This is a genomic window from Escherichia sp. R1 (genome assembly GCF_003000935.1).
Lineage (GTDB): Bacteria > Pseudomonadota > Gammaproteobacteria > Enterobacterales > Enterobacteriaceae > Escherichia > Escherichia coli.
This window is the reverse complement of record NZ_PSRU01000020.1, coordinates 13,488-37,411: the sequence shown is the minus strand read 5'-3', so window position 1 is coordinate 37,411 and position 23,924 is coordinate 13,488. Positions and strand designations below refer to the sequence as shown.

Sequence of the window (23,924 nt, the reverse complement as noted above, 5' to 3'; positions counted from 1 at the left end):
TGAATGAGCCACTGCTTACTATTATGCAGTAACTGTGCCAATAAAGAAAATAGTTTGGTAACGTACTGATTATACGCTGCTTTGAGGGGTTTATGGCTTCTCCGCTATTTGAATGTAAATCAGCCACTGTGTCGCTAAAAAGAGACAACTTAAGATAAACTTATTAGATAATATTAAAATCAAGGAGTTAAGTGTCACCAAAAAGCGACACGGCAAACCACCCATTGTCGTGATTTAAAGACACAAAAAAGCTCCCGAAGTTGGGAGCTCATAATAGCGGTTGGTGCTTAATGCCGGATGCGGCGTGAATGTCTCATCCGGGCTGCAATACCAATGGGTTGACGACTTACCCCAACTGCTTACGTGCATTGCGGAAAATGCGCATCCATGGGCCATCCTCGCCCCAGTTTTCCGGATGCCAGGAGTTGCTGACGGTACGGAAAACTCGTTCCGGGTGCGGCATCATAATGGTAACTCGACCACTTTCAGTCGTGACCGCCGTAATACCGTTCGGTGAACCGTTCGGGTTAGCCGGGTAGGTTTCAGTGACTTTGCCGAAGTTATCGACATAGCGCAGTGCCACCAGCCCTTTGCTTTCCAGTGCCGCCAGATGCGCCCCATCACGTACTTCCACGCGCCCTTCACCATGAGAGACAGCAATCGGCATCTGCGAGCCCACCATCCCCTGCAACAGCAGCGACGGGCTTTGGGTTACTTCTACCAGACTGAAACGCGCTTCAAAGCGATCGGAGGTGTTACGCACAAAACGTGGCCACAACTCGCTACCTGGGATCAGTTCACGCAGATTAGACATCATCTGGCAACCGTTACATACCCCCAGCGCCAGCGTTTGCGGACGATGGAAGAAGGTTGCAAACTCATCGCGTACACGGTCATTGAACAGGATAGACTTCGCCCAACCTTCACCAGCGCCCAGCACATCACCGTAGGAGAAACCACCGCACGCGACCAGGGCGTGGAAACCCTCCAGGCCCGTGCGTCCAGCCAGCAGATCGCTCATATGCACGTCGATAGCATCGAAGCCCGCACGGTGGAAAGCTGCCGCCATTTCAACATGGGAGTTCACACCCTGCTCACGCAGTACGGCAACTTTCGGGCGCGCGCCAGTGGCAATAAACGGTGCTGCCACATCTTCGTTGATATCAAACGACAGTTTCACATTCAGGCCCGGATCGGCGTCGTTTGATTTCGCCTGGTGTTCCTGATCGGCACACTCCGGGTTGTCACGCAGGCGCTGCATCTGCCAGGTCGTTTCTGCCCACCAGACACGCAACGTGGTGCGGCTTTCGCTAAATACAGTCTGCCCGTTGGCGGTAATCACAAAACGGTCACCGGAAACCGCCTGCCCAACATAATGGACGCAATCAGCAAGCCCATGCTGTGCCAGTACCGCTTCAACGGCTTCACGGTCAGCGGCTCGCACCTGAATCACCGCACCCAGTTCTTCGCTAAACAATGCAGCCAGACGATCGTCACCCAGAGTGGCGATATCCGCGTCAATGCCGCAATGACCAGCAAAGGCCATTTCCGCCAGCGTTACCACCAGCCCGCCATCAGAGCGGTCGTGATACGCGAGCAGCTTACGCTGTGCAACCAGCGCCTGAATCGCGTCATAGAAGCCTTTCAGTTGCGCGACATCGCGTACATCTGCCGGTTTGTCGCCAAGCTGACGATAAACCTGCGCCAGCGCCGTTGCGCCCAGCGCGTTATTGCCTTTGCCTAAATCAATCAGCAGCAGTGCGTTATCTTCGGTAGAAAGCTGCGGCGTGATGGTGTGACGTACATCTTCCACGCGGGCAAATGCAGAAATCACCAGCGAAAGCGGCGAGGTCATTTCGCGCTCTTCGCTACCTTCCTGCCAGCGGGTTTTCATCGACATAGAGTCTTTACCCACCGGTATCGTCAGGCCCAGCGCCGGACAAAGTTCTTCACCCACAGCTTTAACGGCTTCATACAGGCCAGCATCTTCACCAGGGTGGCCTGCCGCCGCCATCCAGTTGGCGGAAAGTTTAATGCGTTTGATATCGCCAATTTGTGTTGCGGCGATGTTGGTTAGCGCTTCACCGACTGCCAGACGGGCAGAAGCGGCGAAATCCAGCAGCGCAACTGGCGCACGTTCGCCAATTGCCATCGCTTCGCCGTAGTAGCTGTCGAGGCTGGCAGTAGTGACCGCACAGTTAGCGACCGGCACCTGCCACGGCCCCACCATCTGATCGCGCGCCACCATGCCGGTTACGCTGCGGTCACCGATGGTCACCAGGAAAGTTTTCTCCGCCACGGTCGGCAGATGCAGCACGCGTTTCACCGCGTCAGCGATGGTGATCCCTTCACGGGCCAGCGCGTCGCCTTTCGCTTTCAGCGTTTGTACATCGCGGGTCATCTTCGGCGTTTTGCCAAGCAGTACGTCCAGCGGCAGATCGATGGGTTGATTATCAAAATGACGATCGTGCAGAGAAAGATGTAATTCTTCGGTGGCCTCGCCAATCACCGCGTAGGGTGCTCGTTCACGCTTACACAGTTCGTCAAACAGCGGTAACTGATCGGCAGCAACCGCCAGCACGTAGCGTTCCTGGGATTCGTTACACCAGATTTCCAGCGGGCTCATGCCCGGTTCGTCGCTCAGGATATCGCGCAGTTCAAATTTACCGCCGCGCCCGCCGTCGCTCACCAGTTCCGGCATGGCGTTAGAAAGACCGCCTGCGCCAACGTCGTGGATAAACAGGATTGGGTTGGCATCACCAAGCTGCCAGCAACGGTCGATCACTTCCTGGCAGCGACGCTCCATCTCCGGGTTGTCGCGCTGTACGGAAGCAAAGTCGAGGTCGGCATCAGACTGACCAGATGCCATAGAAGACGCCGCGCCGCCGCCAAGACCGATGTTCATTGCCGGGCCGCCGAGAACGACCAGCTTCGCACCAACGTTGATCTCGCCTTTTTGTACGTGATCGGCGCGAATGTTGCCGATCCCACCCGCCAGCATGATCGGTTTGTGATAACCGCGCAGCTCTTCGCCATTGTGGCTGTTCACTTTTTCTTCATAAGTACGGAAGTAGCCGTTCAGTGCCGGGCGACCAAATTCGTTGTTAAACGCCGCGCCGCCCAGCGGGCCTTCGGTCATGATGTCCAGCGCGGTGACAATGCGCTCAGGCTTACCGAAATCTTCTTCCCACGGCTGTTCAAAGCCCGGAATACGCAAGTTGGATACGGAGAAACCAACCAGACCGGCTTTCGGCTTTGCGCCACGCCCGGTGGCACCTTCATCGCGGATTTCACCGCCGGAACCGGTCGCCGCGCCCGGCCACGGAGAAATCGCCGTCGGGTGGTTGTGGGTTTCAACTTTCATCAGAATATGCGCCGGTTCCTGATGGAAATCGTAGCGGCCCGTTTCGTGGTCAGCAAAGTAGCGACCCACTTCAGAACCTTCCATGACGGCGGCGTTATCTTTATAAGCAGAGAGAACGTGGTCTGGCGTGGTTTCGAAGGTGTTTTTGATCATCTTAAACAGCGATTTCGGCTGCTGTTCACCATCGATAACCCAGTCGGCGTTAAAAATTTTGTGGCGGCAGTGCTCGGAGTTCGCCTGCGCGAACATATACAGCTCGATGTCGTTCGGGTTACGACCCAGCTTTGTGAACGCATCCTGCAGATAGTCAATTTCATCTTCCGCCAGTGCCAGGCCAAGACGCAGGTTAGCGTTGATTAGCGCCTGACGGCCCTGCCCCAGCAAATCTACGCTGGTGACCGGAGTCGGTTGATGGTGTGCAAACAACTGCTCTGCATCATCTAAAGCAAAAAAGACCGTTTCCATCATGCGGTCATGCAGTTCAGCGGTCACCTGCTGCCATTGTTCATTGGTCAGCGTACCGGCTTCTATATAGTAAGCCACGCCGCGCTCAAGGCGGTTTACCTGTTGTAGACCGCAATTATGGGCGATATCGGTCGCTTTCGAAGACCAGGGAGAGATGGTGCCAGGACGCGGGGTCACCAGCAGGAGTTTGCCTTGCGGGGCGTGGCTGGCGAGTGCCGGGCCATATTTCAGCAGGCGTTCAAGTTGTGCGTGCTCATCATCGTTTAACGGCGCATTGAGGTCAGCAAAATGGACATACTCGGCGTAAATATTGTGAACCGGGAGCCTGGCAGCCTGAAAACGTGCCAGCAGTTTGTTGATTCGGAATGCCGACAATGCAGGCGAACCACGCAGAATTTCCATCATAAGTCTCTCGTCTTCTAAGCTTTCGGTGTACCCAAGGGGGGGAAACGGGCGTCATTATAAAGAATCTGATGCGCTGACGAAACCGTTTGCGTGGAAATAAAATCACCATCGTGAATTAGCAACGCGTGCCGCCAATGGCTGTAATAAGTTGCCATCTGGCGCAGGTTTACGCAAAATGCCGCTCATTTATGAGTAAACCTTTCACTATTATTACGTTTTTTCAAGCTGGGACGCGCACGACACAGAGAATTAACTAATTGAAAAAATTAAAGATTAATTATCTGTTCATCGGCATTCTGGCACTGCTGCTCGCGGTCGCTCTCTGGCCATCCATTCCCTGGTTTGGTAAAGCCGACAACCGTATCGCCGCCATTCAAGCGCGGGGAGAGTTGCGTGTGAGCACCATTCATACCCCCCTGACTTATAACGAAATCAACGGGAAACCTTTTGGCCTGGATTACGAACTGGCGAAACAGTTTGCCGATTACCTCGGCGTAAAACTGAAAGTGACCGTGCGGCAGAATATCAGCCAGCTGTTTGACGACCTCGATAATGGTAACGCCGACCTGCTGGCGGCAGGCCTGGTCTATAACAGTGAGCGGGTAAAAAATTATCAGCCTGGCCCTACCTATTATTCCGTGTCACAACAACTGGTTTATAAAGTCGGTCAGTATCGCCCACGTACGCTGGGCAACCTGACGGCGGAGCAACTCACCGTTGCACCGGGTCACGTGGTGGTTAACGATCTCCAGACCCTGAAAGACACAAAATTCCCGGAATTAAGCTGGAAGGTAGACGACAAAAAAGGCTCTGTGGAATTAATGGAAGATGTCATCGAAGGAAAACTCGATTACACCATTGCTGATTCTGTCGCCATCAGCCTGTTTCAGCGCGTTCACCCGGAACTCGCCGTAGCGCTCGATATCACCGATGAACAACCGGTGACCTGGTTTAGCCCGTTAGATGGCGATAATACCCTTTCCGCCGCCCTGCTCGACTTCTTCAACGAAATGAATGAAGACGGTACACTGGCACGCATTGAAGAGAAATACCTGGGGCATGGCGATGATTTTGATTACGTCGATACGCGCACATTTTTACGCGCCGTCGATGCGGTACTGCCGCAGTTAAAGCCCCTGTTTGAGAAATACGCCGAAGAAATTGACTGGCGTTTGCTGGCCGCTATTGCTTATCAGGAATCGCACTGGGATGCTCAGGCCACTTCACCGACGGGTGTGCGCGGCATGATGATGTTAACCAAAAACACCGCGCAAAGCCTCGGAATTACGGATCGTACCGATGCCGAACAGAGCATCAGCGGCGGCGTGCGTTATTTGCAGGATATGATGAGTAAAGTGCCGGAAAGTGTGCCGGAGAACGAACGGATCTGGTTTGCCCTCGCCGCGTACAATATGGGCTATGCGCATATGTTGGATGCCCGCGCCCTGACGGCAAAAACCAAAGGTAATCCTGACAGTTGGGCTGACGTAAAACAGCGTCTGCCTTTACTTAGCCAGAAACCCTATTACAGCAAGCTGACTTACGGCTACGCTCGTGGGCATGAAGCCTACGCTTATGTCGAAAATATTCGTAAATATCAGATTAGCCTGGTGGGTTATCTGCAGGAGAAAGAGAAGCAGGCTACAGAAGCGGCGATGCAACTGGCGCAGGATTATCCGGCGGTATCGCCTACGGAGTTGGGCAAAGAGAAATTTCCTTTTCTCTCGTTTCTTTCCCAGTCGTCATCAAACTATTTGACCCACTCTCCCTCTCTGCTGTTTTCCAGAAAAGGGAGTGAAGAGAAACAAAATTAATCTGTCGAGGATTGCGCTTTTTTCTGCGCTTTAATTTCCTGGCGGCGCATGCGAAAGAAGTCACTGAGCAACGCCGCACACTCATCCGCCAGTATTCCTTCCGTAATTTCCACCCGGTGATTCATACCCGGATGATGCAGCACATCCATTAAAGATCCCGCAGCGCCAGTTTTCGCGTCACGCGCACCAAAGACCACGCGACCAATGCGACTGTGGATCATCGCTCCGGCACACATTACACAGGGTTCAAGTGTGACATACAACGTGGCGTCGATCAGTCGATAATTTTGCATCACCAGACCGCCCTGCCGCAGAGCCATGATTTCTGCATGTGCGGTGGGATCATGTCGACCAATCGGACGGTTCCAGCCTTCGCCGATTACCCGATTGTTATGCACTAATACCGCGCCGACCGGTACTTCCCGCTCATCCCAGGCACGCTTCGCCAGCGTCATTGCATGACGCATCCAGTATTCGTGGCTAAATTCGACTTCAGACAAAAAGAAAACTCCGGTTATAAAAGCGCGGCGCATTATACACGGACGCTATGCTTTACTCTATTCCAGTTGCTGGAGTTCACCGCGCGGGGTTACCCGCCAGCGATGCTGGCAAAAGTAAAGCAGCGGGTTGTCCTGGTTACTGTCGCTATAGCCACTATACAGCCGCAGCGGCGTGCCGATTTTGCGCTCCAGTTGCGCGACCTTTTCATGTCCCAGACAACGCATCGTCAATACCCAACCACCATAGCCACGCTGAATCTGACTGGCGATAAGATTAACCCGCGGCAGCCAGGGCGTATCGAAATAAACCGCTTCAACCAGCGGCTGCGGAGAGCCGGTAATCAACCATATATCAGCATCGGAACTTAACAGGTAGGTGGTTAATCGCTCCTGAACCAGCGGAAAGGCGGTAACATTGTCACGAAACCAGCGTACGAAATCGGCCTGCAACGCCTGCAAACGCGCTTCATTGTGACCAAAAGTGCATCCCCACAGAAGCAGACTCATCGGCCAGCGTGCCGCACGACCTTTTATCAATAACGCAATGGCTATGATCGGCAACAACGGCAGAACAAGTAACGCATTCAGCGGTTGGCGACGCAGTAAATAACGTAAAAAACTACCGAACATATCCTGCTGATGCAATGTTCCATCTAAGTCAAAAAACACCACACGACGCTCGTGAGTTGCCAAACCATACTCCTCTGGACTGAAACATCCTGATTAATTTTCGCTACTACATAGCCTAACAGATAGATCATCACTTTTCCGGCAACAATCGACCGCATCATGGCTAACTGGAATTTTTAATTCATGGCAATTAGCGGCAATGGAATATAAAATTCACTCGCGTGTGTCTCATATTGCCTGTTGTCGCCACTATTTCATCGCGAGGAAAGATATGAACGGCTTACTTCGTATCCGTCAGCGTTACCAGGGGCTTGCCCAGAGTGATAAAAAACTGGCGGATTATCTGCTGCTACAACCTGATACGGCGCGCCATTTAAGCTCTCAGCAACTGGCCAACGAAGCCGGAGTCAGTCAGTCCAGCGTCGTGAAGTTCGCGCAAAAACTCGGCTATAAAGGTTTTCCGGCACTTAAGTTAGCGTTGAGTGAAGCGCTGGCAAGCCAGCCGGAATCTCCCTCCGTGCCCATTCATAACCAAATCCGCGGTGATGATCCGTTACGGCTGGTCGGCGAAAAACTGATTAAAGAAAATACTGCCGCTATGTACGCAACGTTAAACGTTAATAGTGAAGAGAAACTGCATGAATGCGTGGCAATGTTGCGCTCTGCGCGGCGGATAATTCTGACCGGTATTGGCGCTTCGGGTCTGGTGGCGCAAAACTTTGCCTGGAAGCTGATGAAGATTGGCTTCAATGCTGCCGCAGTGCGCGATATGCATGCGCTACTCGCTACAGTACAGGCGTCGTCCCCTGACGATCTGTTATTAGCCATTTCCTACACCGGTGTACGACGCGAGTTAAACCTGGCGGCAGATGAGATGCTGCGAGTGGGCGGAAAAGTGCTGGCGATTACCGGCTTTACTCCCAATGCCCTGCAACAGCGTGCTTCTCATTGCCTGTATACCATTGCCGAAGAACAAGCGACAAACAGTGCTTCAATCTCTGCTTGTCACGCGCAGGGAATGTTAACGGATTTGCTGTTCATTGCGCTGATTCAGCAGGATCTGGAACTGGCACCAGAACGTATTCGTCATAGCGAAGCGCTGGTGAAAAAACTGGTCTGAGTAAAGAATGCGCGTATAATGCCCGCCCGGTTTGTGTTGTTTTGAGAGTTTCCTTATGGCGCTGTTAATCACTAAAAAATGCATCAATTGTGATATGTGTGAACCCGAATGCCCGAATGAGGCGATTTCAATGGGCGATCATATCTACGAGATTAACAGCGATAAGTGTACCGAATGCGTAGGGCACTACGAGACACCCACCTGCCAGAAGGTGTGCCCGATCCCCAATACTATTGTGAAAGATCCGCAACATGTCGAGACGGAAGAACAGTTGTGGGATAAATTTGTGCTGATGCACCACGCGGATAAAATTTAATATTTTGCTCTGGAAGTAGAGTGTTAATTATCTTATAGAGAAACCTTAACGCTATTATATTTATTTGATTGATGACATTAGCATAATTATTCACTAAGTTAATTTATATAGTATCTGCCCAGACACTTATTTATAGTTATTAAAGGCGCGTCCGATTGGTTCACCGGATGCACCTTAAGTACGTTTCCTTATGTTATAAGAACAGAAGGATCAGCTGTAAAACAGCAATGATGATTTTGATGACCCGTTTAATCAGGTATCGGCAATCAGTCATTCGTTTTTCCTTAAACAAGGAATGCAGCCGTTCAGATTAGCCCTTACATCTCCCCAAAACTGAACGTGCGAGTTATTGGAATCGAGTGCTGCAATCCACACCAGAGCTTTGACGACACCACTCGTTTCAATGGGGGAATTCAGTGGCATGGTGTAAAGCACAGCAAAATTGCCAATAACGAAACCGATTTTAATGTACTTATCAAAAAGCGGTCACGTTAATCTTTTCATCAATGTCGATTTCTTCGTAAAGGCTCGCGTTTTTTATGTCAGAGATTGCAAGTTGCTTGTACAGGTCAACGAAATTGATCCATAATCATTTTCGTTGGAATCGTGTGCTGCACAAAATTAAAGTTAAAAAGTAAAACCCCCGTTCCTTACCAGTTCGGGGGTTTTACTTTATAAAGAGAACGGTATTATTTTAACTTTCAATAATTACCGTGGCACAAGCATAGTGGCGCTCATCGGCAAGCGTTACATGCATATTTACAACGCCGAGCTTTTCCGCCAGTTTTAATGCCTCACCCCATAGCCGTAGCCGTGGTTTGCCGAGCTCATCATTGAATACTTCAAACTGATTAAACGCCAGACCATTGCGGATCCCTGTGCCAAATGCTTTTGCCGCCGCTTCTTTCACAGCAAAACGCTTCGCCAGAAAACGCACTGGCTGGTGGTGCGTTTTCCAGATTTCCCATTCGTTATCGCTTAATACGCGGCGTGCCAGGCGCTCACCGGATCGGGCGATCACCGCTTCTATGCGAGCGATCTCTACAATATCCGTACCTAAACCTAATATTGCCATTAGCCACGCGCTTCCAGCATCAGACGTTTCATTTCTGCCACCGCATCTTTCAGTCCGGTCATCACTGCACGACCAATAATGGCATGACCGATATTCAGTTCATGCATCTCAGGGATGGCGGCAATGGCTTTCACGTTGTGATAGGTCAGACCGTGTCCGGCGTTAACTTTCAGACCGAGACTAGTGGCAAAGGTCGCGGCTTTGGCGATACGCGCCAACTCTTGCGCCTGTTCGGCGTCAGTTTTGGCATCAGCATAGCAACCGGTGTGGATCTCGATAAACGGTGCGCCAACCTCTGCCGCAGCTTTGATCTGCTCTTCATCGGCGTCGATAAACAGAGAAACCTGGATCCCGGCATCTGCCAGACGTTTGCAGGCATCGCGCATTTTTTCACGCTGCCCTGCGACGTCCAGGCCGCCTTCGGTTGTTACTTCCTGACGCTTTTCCGGTACCAGACAGCAAAAATGTGGCTTCGTCTCAACGGCGATCGCCAGCATCTCTTCGGTCACCGCCATCTCCAGATTCATGCGGGTATCCAGCGTCTGGCGCAGGATGCACACATCGCGGTCGGTAATGTGGCGGCGGTCTTCACGTAAATGCACGGTAATGCCGTCCGCTCCCGCCTGCTCAGCAATAAACGCCGCCTGCACCGGATCCGGGTAAGCAGTACCGCGCGCGTTACGCAGCGTTGCAATATGGTCAATGTTGACGCCTAACAGTAATTCAGCCATGACAATCCTCATCATTCATAATGTGTTTTCACCGTTCGCTTAGGCATAAACTGCCGGAACAGTTCCCTGCTCTTTAATGGTTTACCGCCAAGATACGGCTTAAGCGCCATGCGGGTAAAGCGTTTCGCGGCGCGCAGTGTGTCTGCGTCAGGAAATTCCCGCGCGTTTAACGCTTTTAACTGCCTTCCGGTGAACGTTTTATTGTCGATAACGACGCTTGCGATAAACCCTTTTTCTTCGCGATAACGATACGTCATGGTGTCATCTACCGGCTCGCCGCTACCCGCACAATGGGTAAAATTGACGCCATAGCCCAGATGCCCGAGCAGTGCCAGTTCAAAGCGGCGCAACGCGGGTTCTGGCGTACCAGTGACCCCGGCAAGAGACTGAATGCAGTGCAAGTAATCGAAAAAGAGTTCAGAGAAGCGCGTCTCGTATTCCAGTACGCGGGAGAGAAGTTCGTTGATGTACAGACCGCTGTAAAGCGTGATACCGCTTAATGGCAGCGCCAGCGAGACAGCTTCAGCACTGCGCAGCGTTTTGACTTCGCCACGCCCGCCAAAACGTAGCAAGAGAGGGGTGAAAGGCTGTAATGCCCCTTTCAGAGTAGAGCGTTTAGAGCGTGCGCCTTTGGCAACCAGACGCACGCGACCCGATTCCTCCGTGAAGACGTCCAGCATCAGGCTGGTTTCGCTCCACGGGCGACTATGCAGGACAAATGCGCGCTGCCAGCCTTCCATCGGAGTTACTCTTAAAGATCGTCAACATAACCGAGACTGCGCAGTGCGCGTTCGTCGTCGGCCCAACCGGATTTCACTTTTACCCACAGCTCAAGGTGAACAGGCGCTTCGAACATTTCCTGCATGTCTTTACGCGCTTCAATCCCGATGGTTTTGATCTTGGCCCCTTTGTTGCCAATGACCATCTTCTTCTGCCCTTCACGCTCAACGAGAATCAAACCGTTGATGTCATAACCGCCGCGTTCGTTAGAGACGAAACGCTCGATCTCCACGGTCACGGAGTACGGCAGTTCAGCGCCGAGAAAACGCATCAGTTTTTCGCGGATAATTTCAGACGCCATAAAACGCTGTGAGCGATCGGTGATGTAATCTTCCGGGAAGTGATGGGTCGCTTCAGGCAGATGCTTACGCACGATTGCCGCGATAGTGTCGACATTCAGCCCGGTTTCGGCAGAGATCGGCACGATATCGAGGAAGTTCATCTGGCTTGCCAGGAACTGTAAGTGTGGCAGCAGATCGGCTTTTTCCTGCACGTTGTCCACTTTGTTCACCGCGAGGATTACCGGCGCTTTGCCATCGCGCAGTTTGTTGAGCACCATTTCATCGTCCGGCGTCCAGCGGGTGCCTTCTACGACAAAAATCACCAGCTCAACGTCGCCGATAGAGCTGCTCGCCGCTTTGTTCATCAGGCGGTTAATGGCGCGTTTTTCTTCCATATGCAGGCCTGGGGTATCAACGTAGATCGCCTGATACGCGCCTTCAGTATGGATCCCCACAATGCGGTGACGAGTTGTTTGCGCCTTGCGGGAGGTGATGGAGATCTTCTGCCCCAGCAGTTTGTTCAATAATGTGGATTTGCCAACGTTCGGACGTCCGACGATAGCAATAAATCCGCAGTAACTTTTATCGATGCTCATTCCAGCTCCAGTTTTTTCAACGCCTGTTCGGCGGCAGCCTGCTCAGCCTTACGACGGCTTGAACCTGTGCCAACCACCGGTTCACTCAGGCCGCTGACCTGGCAGTGGATAGTAAATTCCTGATCGTGCGCTTCGCCACGTACCTGGACGACCAGATAAGTCGGCAGCGGCAGATGGCGACCCTGCAAATATTCTTGCAAGCGCGTTTTCGGATCTTTTTGTTTGTCACCTGGGCTAATTTCGTCCAGACGGGTTTGATACCAGTTAAGGATTAATTTCTCGACGGTTTGAATATCACTGTCGAGGAATACGCCACCAATTAATGCTTCGACGGTGTCGGCGAGAATTGACTCACGACGAAATCCACCGCTTTTAAGTTCACCTGGCCCTAAACGTAAGCACTCGCCTAACTCAAATTCGCGCGCCAGTTCTGCCAGCGTATTGCCACGGACCAGCGTGGCGCGCATCCGGCTCATATCGCCTTCATCCACACGAGGGAAACGGTGATAAAGCGCATTGGCGATAACGTAGCTCAGAATAGAGTCGCCTAAAAATTCTAAACGCTCGTTATGTTTGCTGCTGGCACTACGATGGGTTAATGCCTGCTGCAACAGTTCCTGATGATTAAAAGTGTAGCCCAGCTTCCGTTGAAGCCGATTAATTACGATGGGGTTCATGCGATACCAATAAATAAATGCGTCAACAATTCAGCACACGAAACAGACCTGATATACATGGCTCGGCTAACTGCTTCACTGCAGTTTCAGTTTACCGGTATATGGGGACCAACGCTGTTTCGTGTGCCGTGGCAACCTGGAGGTGCCAACCTTAAACTTCGGGGGAATATTCTATACACAACGACGGGGGATGTCGTTAGCCACGGGAGATTTATCTCATAAATAATTCACGTTGTCGCCATAACGGCGACAACGTGAACGAAGATGGCTATTAATGGATACCGCCAATGCGACTTAAGCGCACACCAGTCGGCCATTCGCCTTCTTGCTTATCGAAGCTCATCCAGATAGCCGTTGCCCGACCGACCAGATTCGCTTCAGGCACAAAGCCCCAGTAACGGCTGTCCGCGCTGTTGTCGCGGTTGTCGCCCATCATGAAGTATTGTCCCGGCGGAACAATCCAGGTTGCCAGTTGTTGCCCTGGCTGCTGGTAATACATCCCCACCTGGTCCTGCGCAATCGGCACTGTCAGAATGCGGTGCGTCACATCACCCAATGTCTCTTTACGCTCGGAAAGACGAATTCCATTTTCTTTGGTTTCGTTTTTCGGCACTTCAAAGAATCCGCTGGTCGCTTCCCCACCATTACGGCGTGAGAAGGTCTGAACGAAATCGCTCGGTTCCACGTTGGAGTAAGTGACCGGTAGCGCGTTTTCGCACGCCTGGCCGGAACTGCATCCCGGTTGAATCGTCAGCTCTTTTGAGACCGGATCATAAGTGACTTTATCGCCCGGCAAACCCACCGCGCGCTTGATGTAATCAAGCTTTGGATCTTCCGGATATTTAAAGACCACGATATCGCCGCGTTTCGGATGACCGGTTTCGATCAGCGTTTTCTGGTAGATAGGATCTTTAATGCCATAAGCAAACTTCTCTACCAGAATAAAATCACCGATTAACAGAGTCGGCATCATCGAACCTGACGGGATCTGGAACGGTTCATAAATAAACGAACGCACAATCAATACGATAGCCAGTACCGGAAAAACAGAAGCACCGGTTTCCAGCCAGCCAGGCTTCGGCGCAACCTTTTTCAGCGTTGCTTTATCCAGTGAGTCACCGGCAGCCGCCTGCGCCGCTGCCTGACGTTCCCGCCGTTTAGGTGCGAAAAAGAATTTATCCACGCACCATAAAATGCCCGTCACCAGTGTGGCAATCACCAGAATCAGGGCAAACATATTCGCCATGCCAACTCCTAAGGGTTATTTGTTGTCTTTGCCGACGTGCAGAATGGCGAGGAACGCTTCCTGCGGCAGCTCGACGTTACCGATCTGCTTCATGCGTTTCTTACCTTCTTTCTGCTTCTGCAGCAGCTTTTTCTTACGACTGATATCGCCGCCATAACATTTAGCCAGTACGTTTTTACGCAGCTGTTTCACGGTGGAGCGCGCAATGATGTGCGTACCAATCGCTGCCTGAATGGCGATATCAAACTGCTGGCGCGGGATCAGATCTTTCATCTTCTCCACCAGCTCGCGACCGCGGTTTTGCGAATTACCACGGTGGGTGATCAGCGCCAACGCATCAACACGTTCACCGTTGATTAATACGTCTACACGTACCATGTCGGACGCCTGGAAGCGTTTGAAGTTGTAATCCAGAGACGCATAACCACGCGAGGTAGATTTCAGGCGATCGAAGAAGTCGAGCACCACTTCCGCCATCGGGATCTCGTACGTCAGCGCCACCTGATTACCGTGGTAAACCATATTGGTCTGCACGCCGCGTTTTTCTACGCACAGCGTAATAACGTTGCCGAGATATGCCTGCGGTAGCAGCATGTGACACTCTGCAATCGGCTCGCGCAGTTCGTAAATGTTATTTACCGCTGGCAGCTTGGATGGGCTGTCGACGTAGATAACTTCTCTTGACGTGGTTTCAACTTCATACACTACAGTCGGCGCAGTGGTGATCAGATCCAGATCGTATTCACGTTCCAGACGTTCCTGGATGATCTCCATGTGCAGCAGGCCAAGGAAGCCGCAGCGGAAACCAAAGCCCAACGCGCTGGAGCTTTCCGGCTCATAGAACAGTGAGGCATCGTTCAGGCTGAGTTTACCCAGCGCGTCACGGAAGGCTTCATAGTCGTCGGAACTTACCGGGAACAGACCAGCATATACCTGAGGTTTGACTTTCTTAAAGCCAGGCAGCGCCTTTTCTGCCGGATTACGCGCCAGTGTTAAGGTATCGCCTACTGGAGCGCCGTGGATATCTTTAATCGCACATACCAGCCAGCCTACTTCGCCACATTTCAGTTCAGTACGGTCAACCTGCTTCGGCGTGAAGATGCCCAGACGATCGGCGTTATAGGTCTGCCCGGTGCTCATGACTTTCACTTTGTCGCCCTTACGCAAGGTGCCGTTTTTAATACGGATAAGTGAAACAACGCCCAGATAGTTGTCGAACCAGGAGTCGATAATGAGTGCCTGCAACGGGCCTTCCGGATCGCCTTCCGGCGGCGGAATGTCGCGCACAAGACGTTCGAGAACGTCCTGCACGCCAACGCCGGTTTTCGCTGAACAGCGCACCGCGTCGGTGGCGTCGATACCGACGATATCTTCAATTTCTTCCGCCACGCGTTCAGGATCGGCTGCCGGCAGGTCAATCTTGTTCAGTACCGGCACCACTTCGAGATCCATTTCCATGGCGGTGTAGCAGTTTGCCAGGGTTTGCGCTTCTACGCCCTGCCCGGCATCGACCACCAGCAGTGCGCCTTCACAGGCAGCCAGCGAACGGGAAACCTCATAGGAGAAGTCTACGTGGCCCGGGGTGTCGATAAAGTTAAGCTGATAGGTTTCGCCATCAGACGCTTTGTAGTCCAGCGTCACGCTTTGCGCTTTGATGGTAATGCCACGCTCACGCTCAAGATCCATGGAATCGAGAACCTGCGCCTCCATTTCACGGTCAGACAGGCCACCGCAGATCTGGATAATACGGTCAGACAGCGTCGATTTACCGTGGTCAATGTGAGCTATGATCGAAAAGTTACGTATATTCTTCATAAAGTATGATTATTGTGCCTTAATGCCCGGTTAACCAGGCTTTTAGAAGTCGCTGTTCTGAGCTTAACGTCTGTATTAATAGAAACGCCGCATTCTACACTACAACATTGAGGCGAGGAAATGTTCATACCGTATGGATTGTGGTATCTGGAAACGTCCTCGCATTTGTTATGCAAAATGCAACAAAGCCAGTGAAATCACTGGCTCGCGTCTTCCGAAGATGTTTCAAATCGCACAAGGCCAGGCGGCAATGCCACGCTTAAGATGATCGGTTGCCATTCAGACCGGGCAGCAAACTTTCGAGAGCAGCCACGTGCAATCAGGAATCCACCAACGCCACCGAAAATCGCACCGCATAATGCTGCGACGTCAGAAGCAAAGAGTAGCTGAAATAGTGAAGCGATGAGGAATAGTCCCACCAGCGGCGACATATAAACCAGTAATGCGGAGCTAAGCAGGCTGCCTTCGGCGATTCCTAATTCCACTTTTTGCCCCGGCACTAACGGCTCATCACAGGGTACGACAATGGTATGCGTGGTTTGCGGGCCAAGTTTATTCAACACGCGGCTACCGCAACCGGCGCGTGAAGCGCAGCTGCTGCATGAGGCTTTAACATCGCAACTGACCAGCGCCTGCCCGTTTTCCCAGGAGACGACGGTAGCCCACTCTTTGATCATTGCGCTGCCCCGAACTTAATATTCTCGGCAATGCGTTTCGCCGTTTGCGGCGGCAGTTCACCGACAATGGTGATTTCGGCGTTATCACGTACGCTTGTACTGACGGTTCTGCGCCCGGTGCGCAACATCTGATCGGTGCTCGATGGCGTAGCGCGGTTAACGTTTACCGAGAAGCTGAATAATCCGTCGGAATAGAGACGTGATTCGATAGGCATGTTGTCCATCGTCGGTAGCGGACGTCGACTACTGGAAACTTCGCTAAAACCCTGTGGCAGCCAGGTTGGCGTCCAGCTGAATTTAGCTTTTTCACCGACAGGAACAGAAAGCAACGGCGGCAAATTTGCCTTCGCCAGCGTCTGCATACTGCTGCCGATATCCTGATTGACGTTAAAAGCAATCACACGAAATTGTTCCAGCGTTTCACCATCGCGATCAAGGAGATCAACCCGCATCGGTAATTTCGATTCGGTGTCCATCCACACGATGTAGCTGTAGCGTGTACCATCTCGGGCAACCACGCGAATGACTTCGCAAAGACGATCAGCAATACGCGTGCGCCCGACGGAGATAAAGTCGTAGTAAGGAGAAAGGCGTTTGAAATCGGTATAGATGAGCGATGGCAGAGAATCAACAATGTAATCGCCATTAAGCGTGAACGGTTCAAGTCCCGGTTCAAAATAGCTGATTTCATTGCCGCGCTGTACCACTTCCCGGCGCGGGCCATCCATTTGCAACAATTGTGCAAGAGGACGGTTATCGAGGCGTGCATGTCGATAACGCAGAGACTCAACACCCTGTTTATTGATGCTGATGAATGACAGCTCGTAATTCAGTGACTGACTGGCCAGGTTCATCTGCTGTAATAACGCCCCGGACGCGGGAGTGGCCGAGGCGTTAGCAGAGAATAACAGGCTACCTGTCACTAATGACATGGCAAACCAAAGTTGCTTCATTACTGCGATTGCGTTCCTAAAGTTTGAATTCCTGGCACCTGTACAGCGGCTTGCTGAGTTTGTGCCTGCTCAAACTGAAGCTGTTCAGAGTGGAGTCGGCGTTGCAGTTCGTAATCCTGCAACATTGCATTAATGCGACGACGCTGCTCCTGTACCTGCTGCTGTTGACCATTATTTGCGGTCGCTTCAGAAGGTACTCCCAGACTAACCGGGCTGGCTTTACCCATCATCGGCAGTGTATTAAATACTGGCGTTTCGGGCTGCTGGGACGTTTCAGATTGCCCATTATAGTGCTGGACGCCAACGATAACTGCAAGCGATACGCATGCTGCTACGCCCATTTGGGTAAGCTGTGCCGCCCACGGACGTACTTTCTGCCAGAATGGCATTTTCTGCCATTGATGCGGCGCAGGCTGGGCTTCCGGGATCAATGTCGCCGATTGACGTACTGGCTCTTCTTCAATGGCGGCCATCACGCGTGAAGAGATATCGAAATGGAGCACCTCGGGAGTATCACCCCGCATTGAGTCACGGATCAAGTGATAGCTTTCCCAGGTTTTCTGCATTTCTGGGTTATGAGCCAGTTCGTTAAGCAGCTCACTATCCAGCGTTTCGCCATCCATTAAAGCGGAAAGTTGTTCTTTCTGCATGCCTAATACCCTTATCCAGTATCCCGCTATCGTCAACGCCTGATAAGCGGTTGAACTTTGTTATCAATAGCTTCCCTCGCTCGGAAGATACGTGAACGCACCGTACCTACCGGACAATCCATGATAGCGGCTATCTCTTCATAGCTCAGGCCATCCAGCTCCCGCAAGGTTATTGCCATGCGTAAATCTTCCGGGAGGGACTCAATAGTTCGGAAAACTATCTGTCTCAGTTCTTCTGACAACATTAAGTTCTCAGGGTTCGAAATTTCTTTCAACGCGCCGCCACTTTCGAAGTTTTCAGCTTCAATGGCATCCACATCACTGGAAGGTGGACGACGCCCCTGAGCAACCAGGTAATTTTTCGCTGTATTTACAGCAATCCGATACAGCCATGTATAAAAAGCGCTATCTCCCCGGAACGAATCCAGCGCACGATAGGCTTTAATAAAAGCTTCTTGTACCACATCGGGAACATCACCCGACGGCACATAGCGGGAAACCAGACTCGCCACTTTATGCTGATAGCGCACTACCAGTAAGTTAAAGGCTTTCTGATCTCCCTTCTGGACCCGTTCAACCAGGACCTGGTCCGTTAACTGCTCGCTCATCCGAGGTAAAGTCTCCCCAAACCAAATTTCCACGCGCTATCGAAACGCCACTCCATTAGCTGCAATTTGAGCAAGCAAAGGGTTAGAGTGTCTCGTTTTTGTAAAGTTCCGTAACGCATCTGTTTTTGTTTGTCATGCTGTAGACGGATCATTATCTATCATTATAAGTCTACAGAATCTGAACATCGCATTATCTGTGTAGAAATGCCCATTTAACTGCCTGAAGAGTAACCCAACGGCCTTTTTATTTCACCACCTAATCCTCCACCAGCCAGTAACTTCTCGTTTTCTCGCCGCCCTGAGGCAGCGTGTTTAGTCACTGTAACAAATATTAAAATAGCAGGTGTTTATTCGCACAACATGATGTTATGCTGACCAAACCGTGTTTAGTAAATTAAACAAAGAAAATGAATACTCTCCCTGAACATTCATGTGACGTGTTGATTATCGGTAGCGGCGCAGCCGGACTTTCACTGGCGCTGCGCCTGGCTGACCAGCATCAGGTCATCGTTCTAAGTAAAGGCCCGGTAACGGAAGGTTCAACATTTTATGCCCAGGGCGGTATTGCCGCCGTGTTTGATGAAACTGACAGCATTGACTCGCATGTGGAAGACACATTGATTGCCGGTGCTGGTATTTGCGATCGCCATGCAGTTGAATTTGTCGCCAGTAATGCACGATCCTGTGTGCAATGGCTAATCGACCAGGGGGTGTTGTTTGATACCCACATTCAGCCGAATGGCGAAGAAAGCTACCATCTGACTCGTGAAGGTGGACATAGTCACCGTCGTATTCTTCATGCCGCCGACGCCACCGGTAGAGAAGTAGAAACCACGCTGGTGGGCAAGGCGCAGAACCATCCGAATATTCGCGTGCTGGAGCGCAGCAACGCGGTTGATCTGATTGTTTCTGACAAAATTGGCCTGCCGGGCACGCGACGGGTTGTTGGCGCGTGGGTATGGAACCGAAATAAAGAAACGGTTGAAACCTGCCACGCAAAAGCAGTGGTACTGGCAACCGGCGGTGCTTCAAAAGTTTATCAGTACACCACCAATCCGGATATTTCTTCTGGCGATGGCATTGCTATGGCGTGGCGCGCAGGCTGCCGGATTGCCAATCTCGAATTTAATCAGTTCCACCCTACCGCGCTGTATCACCCACAGGCACGCAATTTCCTGTTAACGGAAGCACTGCGCGGCGAAGGCGCTTATCTCAAGCGCCCGGATGGCACGCGTTTTATGCCCGATTTTGATGAGCGTGGCGAACTGGCTCCGCGCGATATTGTCGCCCGCGCCATTGACCATGAGATGAAACGCCTCGGCGCGGATTGTATGTTCCTCGACATCAGCCATAAGCCCGCCGATTTTATTCGCCAGCATTTCCCGATGATTTATGAAAAATTGCTCGGGCTGGGGATAGATCTCACGAAAGAACCCGTGCCGATTGTGCCTGCTGCACATTATACCTGCGGTGGTGTAATGGTTGATGATCATGGGCGTACGGACGTCGAGGGTTTGTATGCCATTGGCGAAGTGAGTTATACCGGCTTACACGGCGCTAACCGCATGGCCTCGAATTCATTGCTGGAGTGTCTGGTCTATGGCTGGTCGGCGGCAGAAGATATCAGCAGACGTATACCTTATGCCCACGGCGTCAGTACGTTACCGCCGTGGGATGAAAGCCGCGTTGAGAACCCTGACGAACGGGTAGTAATTCAGCATAACTGGCACGAGCTACGTCTGTTTATGTGGGATTACGTTGGCATTGTGCGCACAACGAAGCGCCTGGAACGCGCCCTGCGGCGGATAACCATGCTCCAACAAGAAATAGACGAATATTACGCCCATTTCCGCGTCTCAAATAATTTGCTGGAGCTGCGTAATCTGGTACAGGTTGCCGAGTTGATTGTTCGCTGTGCGATGATGCGCAAGGAGAGCCGTGGCCTGCATTTCACGCTGGATTATCCGGAACTGCTCACGCATTCCGGTCCATCGATCCTTTCTGCCGGCAATCATTACATAAACAGATAAAAAGCCTGGGTCAGCGCCGTATACGCTTCGGAATAGTTCTGGTCTGGCCCACGAATGACTAAGCGATCGCTAAAGCATTCTCCCGCCTGCGGGGAGAATGCCAGCAGCACCCGATGCGGCAGTCGCGCTTCGTTTTCCGCCACATCCGTCCGCAAACGTAAATGCCAGCCCATACTTAATGCCAGTTCAGTAAAACCATTACCAATCTGCTCTGGCAGCACCACGCAGAAAAATCCCTCTTCGGTAATGCACTCCGCCGCACAAGTCAGCAACGATGGGTGATCAAGCGTAGTGGTATAGCGAGCCTGTTCCCGTTGAGGTGTCGCGCACTCTACTCCCTGCTGATAGTAAGGTGGGTTGCTGATGATTAAATCGAAGCGTACTGTCTGCTGTGTGATCCACTGCAGAATATCCGCCGTATGGACGTTAATCCGCTCTGCCCACGGGGACTGGTTGATATTTTCCTGCGCTTGCGCGGCAGCTTCACTTTCCAGTTCAACTGCATCAATCATCACGCTGTCATCTGTTCGCTGCGCCAGCATTAATGCCAACAACCCGCTACCCGCGCCGATATCAAGGCAACGTTTTACCCCAGCCACAGGTGCCCATGCGCCCAGCAAAATGCCATCCGTTCCCACTTTCATCGCACAGCGATCGTGAGCAACAAAAAACTGTTTAAAAGTAAATCCATTACGACGAAACACGGATGTAGACTGTGACATGAAAATAAAACCTTGCAGGAAAAACGGCGATAGCACCGGGTGAGAACAATACCCGAGAAGCGATATCCATACAAACAGATGAAGATTGCAGCCGTAACGTCTATAATCAGCGCCCCACACAGAGGTAGAACATGACTGTAACGACTTTTTCCGAACTTGAACTCGACGAAAGCCTGCTGGAATCCCTCCAGGATAAAGGTTTCACTCGCCCGACCGCCATTCAGGCTGCCGCCATTCCGCCTGCGCTCGATGGCCGTGATGTACTCGGGTCTGCGCCGACAGGCACCGGTAAAACGGCGGCGTATCTGCTGCCAGCGTTGCAGCACCTGCTCGATTTCCCACGTAAGAAATCCGGTCCGCCGCGTATTTTGATCCTTACCCCGACTCGCGAACTGGCGATGCAGGTGGCCGATCATGCCCGCGAACTGGCGAAACATACGCATCTGGATATTGCCACCATCACCGGCGGCGTGGCCTATATGAACCACGCAGAAGTGTTCAGCGAAAACCAGGACATTGTGGTCGCCACGACCGGACGTCTGCTGCAATACATAAAAGAAGAGAACTTCGATTGCCGCGCGGTTGAAACGCTGATCCTCGACGAAGCAGACCGTATGCTGGATATGGGCTTCGCCCAGGATATCGAACATATTGCTGGCGAAACGCGCTGGCGTAAACAGACCCTGCTCTTTTCGGCAACTCTGGAAGGCGATGCGATTCAGGACTTTGCCGAGCGTCTGCTGGAAGATCCGGTGGAGGTTTCTGCCAATCCGTCCACCCGTGAGCGCAAAAAAATTCATCAGTGGTATTACCGCGCCGATGATCTTGAGCATAAAACCGCGTTGCTGGTGCATCTGTTAAAACAGCCGGAAGCGACCCGCTCAATTGTGTTTGTGCGTAAGCGTGAGCGTGTGCATGAGCTGGCAAACTGGCTGCGCGAAGCAGGCATCAACAACTGCTATCTCGAAGGTGAGATGGTACAAGGCAAGCGTAACGAAGCGATTAAACGCTTGACCGAAGGCCGCGTAAACGTACTGGTTGCTACCGATGTTGCCGCGCGCGGTATCGACATTCCTGACGTCAGCCACGTCTTTAACTTCGATATGCCGCGCAGTGGCGATACTTATTTGCACCGTATCGGACGTACCGCGCGCGCCGGTCGTAAAGGCACCGCGATTTCGCTGGTGGAAGCCCATGACCATCTGCTGCTGGGCAAAGTTGGTCGCTATATTGAAGAGCCAATTAAAGCTCGCGTAATTGACGAGTTACGCCCGAAAACGCGTGCGCCAAGCGAGAAGCAGACCGGCAAGCCATCGAAGAAAGTACTGGCAAAACGCGCCGAGAAGAAAAAAGCTAAAGAGAAAGAGAAGCCGCGGGTGAAAAAACGCCATCGCGACACCAAAAATATTGGTAAGCGCCGTAAACCAAGCGGAACGGGCGTGCCACCGCAAACGACAGAAGAGTAATCTCAATGCCGGGTTTAAGCCCGGCATTGTTTTTATCCCGGCAAAAAACACTCTTCAACACACTGAATAAAAGTGTGCATCGCCGGGCTAACCGCTTTTCCGGCATGGTGAGCGCACATTGCCGTAATGGTCTGCGACTGTTCGCCAAAAGGCAATTCAATTAATTCTCCGCACTCCAACTCTTTTACCACCGCAAAACGCGGCAGGTAACTGACTCCGATATTTGCCGCGACACAACGCTTGATGCTTTCGATACTTATAAGCTCAATGGTGTTTTCCACCGTGATCCGCCGCTGGCGCAGCGTGCTCTCAAATATCTGCCGGAAGACACATTGTGGTTCGTTGATAATAAAGCTACAGGCGTTATGTCTTCCCGGCTCAGTAAAATCGACATCTGCAATTTGCGGTGAAGCCACCAGCGCCAGCGGTTGTTCACCCAACTCTCGTCGGTTCAGAGCATCATCATTCCCTACGCGATAAAAAACCCCGACATCGGCCTCATCATTCAGTAGCGCATCACGGATCACGTAACAGTTCAGCGACTGCAACGATAAACGCACTTTTGGAGCGCGTTGCCGAAAACGCTGCAACACCTGCGGCATTCGATAAGAGAGCAACGTTTCGCCTGAAATAACGCGTAGTTCCCCGTCCGGATCCGACTCTTTTTTAGCAGCCTCACGAAGCGTATCCATCACTCGGGTAAGTTCATAGATGTGCGGCAGCAGCTTTTTTCCTTCGCGGGTAAGGCACATTCGTCGACCAATTTTCTCAAACAATTGTACCGAGAACTCCTGCTCAAGCTGCTGAATATGAAAAGTCACCGTCGATTGTGTGCAGCACAATTTTTGCGAAGCTCGCAAAAAGGAACCCTCTTCCACCACGGTTTTAAGTGTAATAAAACGGCGCAGATCCATAACCCCAAACCTATCGAAAATATCGAATTTAGAATGTAAAAACATTCATTTTTTTAAATGTTCCGTGTCGGGTACTGTCTACCAAAACA

23 protein-coding genes are annotated in these 23,924 nt (G+C 51.8%); 5 read left to right on the top strand and 18 right to left on the bottom strand.

Annotation, left to right across the window (positions count from 1 at the left end):
• Positions 1 to 346: 346 nt before the first annotated feature.
• A complete protein-coding gene (gene purL / locus C4F37_RS21470; protein ID WP_001539368.1) occupies positions 347 to 4,234 on the bottom strand; it encodes a phosphoribosylformylglycinamidine synthase in 3,888 nt (1,295 codons plus the stop codon).
• A 257-nt stretch (positions 4,235 to 4,491) separates the two neighbouring features.
• On the opposite strand from purL, the gene mltF reads away from it, so the two are divergent.
• Entirely contained in the window at positions 4,492 to 6,048 is a 1,557-nt protein-coding gene (gene mltF, locus C4F37_RS21460) for a membrane-bound lytic murein transglycosylase MltF (protein WP_000734199.1), read from the top strand.
• On the opposite strand, the gene tadA is transcribed toward mltF, so the two are convergent.
• Together tadA and yfhb are read right to left on the bottom strand one after the other, a co-directional pair.
• Positions 6,045 to 6,548 carry a tRNA adenosine(34) deaminase TadA gene (gene tadA, locus C4F37_RS21455; protein ID WP_001301544.1) on the bottom strand — a complete coding sequence of 168 codons (504 nt, stop codon included), beginning with the start codon at positions 6,546 to 6,548 and terminating at the stop codon, positions 6,045 to 6,047. The two genes, mltF and tadA, sit on opposite strands and share 4 nt — an antisense overlap.
• 57 nt (positions 6,549 to 6,605) lie before the next feature.
• Positions 6,606 to 7,241, bottom strand: a complete 636-nt coding sequence (gene yfhb, locus C4F37_RS21450; RefSeq protein WP_000190644.1) for a phosphatidylglycerophosphatase C — start codon at positions 7,239 to 7,241, stop codon at positions 6,606 to 6,608.
• A gap of 208 nt (positions 7,242 to 7,449) precedes the next feature.
• Here yfhb and C4F37_RS21445 point away from each other — a divergent pair, with 208 nt between their 5' ends.
• Together C4F37_RS21445 and yfhL are read left to right on the top strand one after the other, a co-directional pair.
• Positions 7,450 to 8,298 carry a MurR/RpiR family transcriptional regulator gene (locus C4F37_RS21445; protein ID WP_001296301.1) on the top strand — a complete coding sequence of 283 codons (849 nt, stop codon included), beginning with the start codon at positions 7,450 to 7,452 and terminating at the stop codon, positions 8,296 to 8,298.
• 55 nt (positions 8,299 to 8,353) lie between these two features.
• Complete coding sequence (gene yfhL / locus C4F37_RS21440; RefSeq protein WP_001196285.1) at positions 8,354 to 8,614, top strand: 4Fe-4S dicluster ferredoxin YfhL; 261 nt, start codon at positions 8,354 to 8,356, stop codon at positions 8,612 to 8,614.
• A gap of 193 nt (positions 8,615 to 8,807) precedes the next feature.
• Here yfhL and shoB read toward each other — a convergent pair whose 3' ends face one another.
• The 13 genes from shoB to rseD form a co-directional block, all read right to left on the bottom strand.
• Positions 8,808 to 8,888, bottom strand: a complete 81-nt coding sequence (gene shoB / locus C4F37_RS21435) for a type I toxin-antitoxin system toxin ShoB (RefSeq protein ID WP_000128776.1) — start codon at positions 8,886 to 8,888, stop codon at positions 8,808 to 8,810.
• A gap of 420 nt (positions 8,889 to 9,308) precedes the next feature.
• The gene (gene acpS / locus C4F37_RS21425) at positions 9,309 to 9,689 is read right to left on the bottom strand and encodes a holo-ACP synthase (RefSeq protein ID WP_000986038.1); all 381 of its coding nucleotides are present in this window, start codon (positions 9,687 to 9,689) and stop codon (positions 9,309 to 9,311) included.
• Complete coding sequence (gene pdxJ, locus C4F37_RS21420; protein WP_001296302.1) at positions 9,689 to 10,420, bottom strand: pyridoxine 5'-phosphate synthase; 732 nt, start codon at positions 10,418 to 10,420, stop codon at positions 9,689 to 9,691. Before pdxJ ends, acpS begins: the two co-directional genes overlap by 1 nt.
• Before the next feature lie 11 nt (positions 10,421 to 10,431).
• Positions 10,432 to 11,160 (bottom strand): DNA repair protein RecO, encoded by a 729-nt coding sequence (gene recO / locus C4F37_RS21415; RefSeq protein ID WP_000399404.1) that lies wholly within the window; start codon positions 11,158 to 11,160, stop codon positions 10,432 to 10,434.
• A gap of 11 nt (positions 11,161 to 11,171) precedes the next feature.
• Positions 11,172 to 12,077 (bottom strand): GTPase Era, encoded by a 906-nt coding sequence (era, locus tag C4F37_RS21410; RefSeq protein ID WP_000020737.1) that lies wholly within the window; start codon positions 12,075 to 12,077, stop codon positions 11,172 to 11,174.
• Positions 12,074 to 12,754, bottom strand: a complete 681-nt coding sequence (gene rnc / locus C4F37_RS21405; RefSeq protein ID WP_001068343.1) for a ribonuclease III — start codon at positions 12,752 to 12,754, stop codon at positions 12,074 to 12,076. Before rnc ends, era begins: the two co-directional genes overlap by 4 nt.
• Before the next feature lie 271 nt (positions 12,755 to 13,025).
• Positions 13,026 to 14,000 (bottom strand): signal peptidase I, encoded by a 975-nt coding sequence (gene lepB, locus C4F37_RS21395; protein ID WP_000002542.1) that lies wholly within the window; start codon positions 13,998 to 14,000, stop codon positions 13,026 to 13,028.
• 15 nt (positions 14,001 to 14,015) lie between these two features.
• Complete coding sequence (lepA, locus tag C4F37_RS21390) at positions 14,016 to 15,815, bottom strand: translation elongation factor 4 (protein WP_000790169.1); 1,800 nt, start codon at positions 15,813 to 15,815, stop codon at positions 14,016 to 14,018.
• 197 nt (positions 15,816 to 16,012) lie between these two features.
• A complete protein-coding gene (rseC, locus tag C4F37_RS21385) occupies positions 16,013 to 16,492 on the bottom strand; it encodes a SoxR-reducing system protein RseC (protein WP_001539371.1) in 480 nt (159 codons plus the stop codon).
• Positions 16,489 to 17,445, bottom strand: coding sequence for a sigma-E factor regulatory protein RseB (gene rseB, locus C4F37_RS21380; RefSeq protein ID WP_000812040.1), 957 nt, complete (start codon positions 17,443 to 17,445; stop codon positions 16,489 to 16,491). The genes rseC and rseB overlap by 4 nt, the downstream gene beginning before the upstream one ends.
• A complete protein-coding gene (rseA, locus tag C4F37_RS21375; RefSeq protein ID WP_001168466.1) occupies positions 17,445 to 18,095 on the bottom strand; it encodes an anti-sigma-E factor RseA in 651 nt (216 codons plus the stop codon). Before rseA ends, rseB begins: the two co-directional genes overlap by 1 nt.
• Positions 18,096 to 18,127: 32 nt before the next feature.
• The gene (rpoE, locus tag C4F37_RS21370) at positions 18,128 to 18,703 is read right to left on the bottom strand and encodes an RNA polymerase sigma factor RpoE (RefSeq protein WP_001295364.1); all 576 of its coding nucleotides are present in this window, start codon (positions 18,701 to 18,703) and stop codon (positions 18,128 to 18,130) included.
• Entirely contained in the window at positions 18,700 to 18,855 is a 156-nt protein-coding gene (gene rseD / locus C4F37_RS27420) for a rpoE leader peptide RseD (protein ID WP_001303621.1), read from the bottom strand. The genes rpoE and rseD overlap by 4 nt, the downstream gene beginning before the upstream one ends.
• Positions 18,856 to 19,110: 255 nt before the next feature.
• Between rseD and nadB the strand changes: the two genes are divergently transcribed.
• On the top strand, positions 19,111 to 20,733 hold the full coding sequence (gene nadB, locus C4F37_RS21365; RefSeq protein ID WP_001094471.1) for an L-aspartate oxidase: 1,623 nt from the start codon (positions 19,111 to 19,113) through the stop codon (positions 20,731 to 20,733).
• Here nadB and trmN read toward each other — a convergent pair.
• Positions 20,718 to 21,455, bottom strand: coding sequence for a tRNA(1)(Val) (adenine(37)-N(6))-methyltransferase TrmN (trmN, locus tag C4F37_RS21360; RefSeq protein WP_000083664.1), 738 nt, complete (start codon positions 21,453 to 21,455; stop codon positions 20,718 to 20,720). The two genes, nadB and trmN, sit on opposite strands and share 16 nt — an antisense overlap.
• 131 nt (positions 21,456 to 21,586) lie before the next feature.
• Here trmN and srmB point away from each other — a divergent pair, with 131 nt between their 5' ends.
• Positions 21,587 to 22,921 (top strand): ATP-dependent RNA helicase SrmB, encoded by a 1,335-nt coding sequence (gene srmB / locus C4F37_RS21355; protein WP_000219206.1) that lies wholly within the window; start codon positions 21,587 to 21,589, stop codon positions 22,919 to 22,921.
• A 32-nt stretch (positions 22,922 to 22,953) separates the two neighbouring features.
• Here srmB and C4F37_RS21350 read toward each other — a convergent pair whose 3' ends face one another.
• Positions 22,954 to 23,835 carry a LysR family transcriptional regulator gene (locus C4F37_RS21350; RefSeq protein ID WP_001298616.1) on the bottom strand — a complete coding sequence of 294 codons (882 nt, stop codon included), beginning with the start codon at positions 23,833 to 23,835 and terminating at the stop codon, positions 22,954 to 22,956.
• Positions 23,836 to 23,924: the final 89 nt, after the last annotated feature.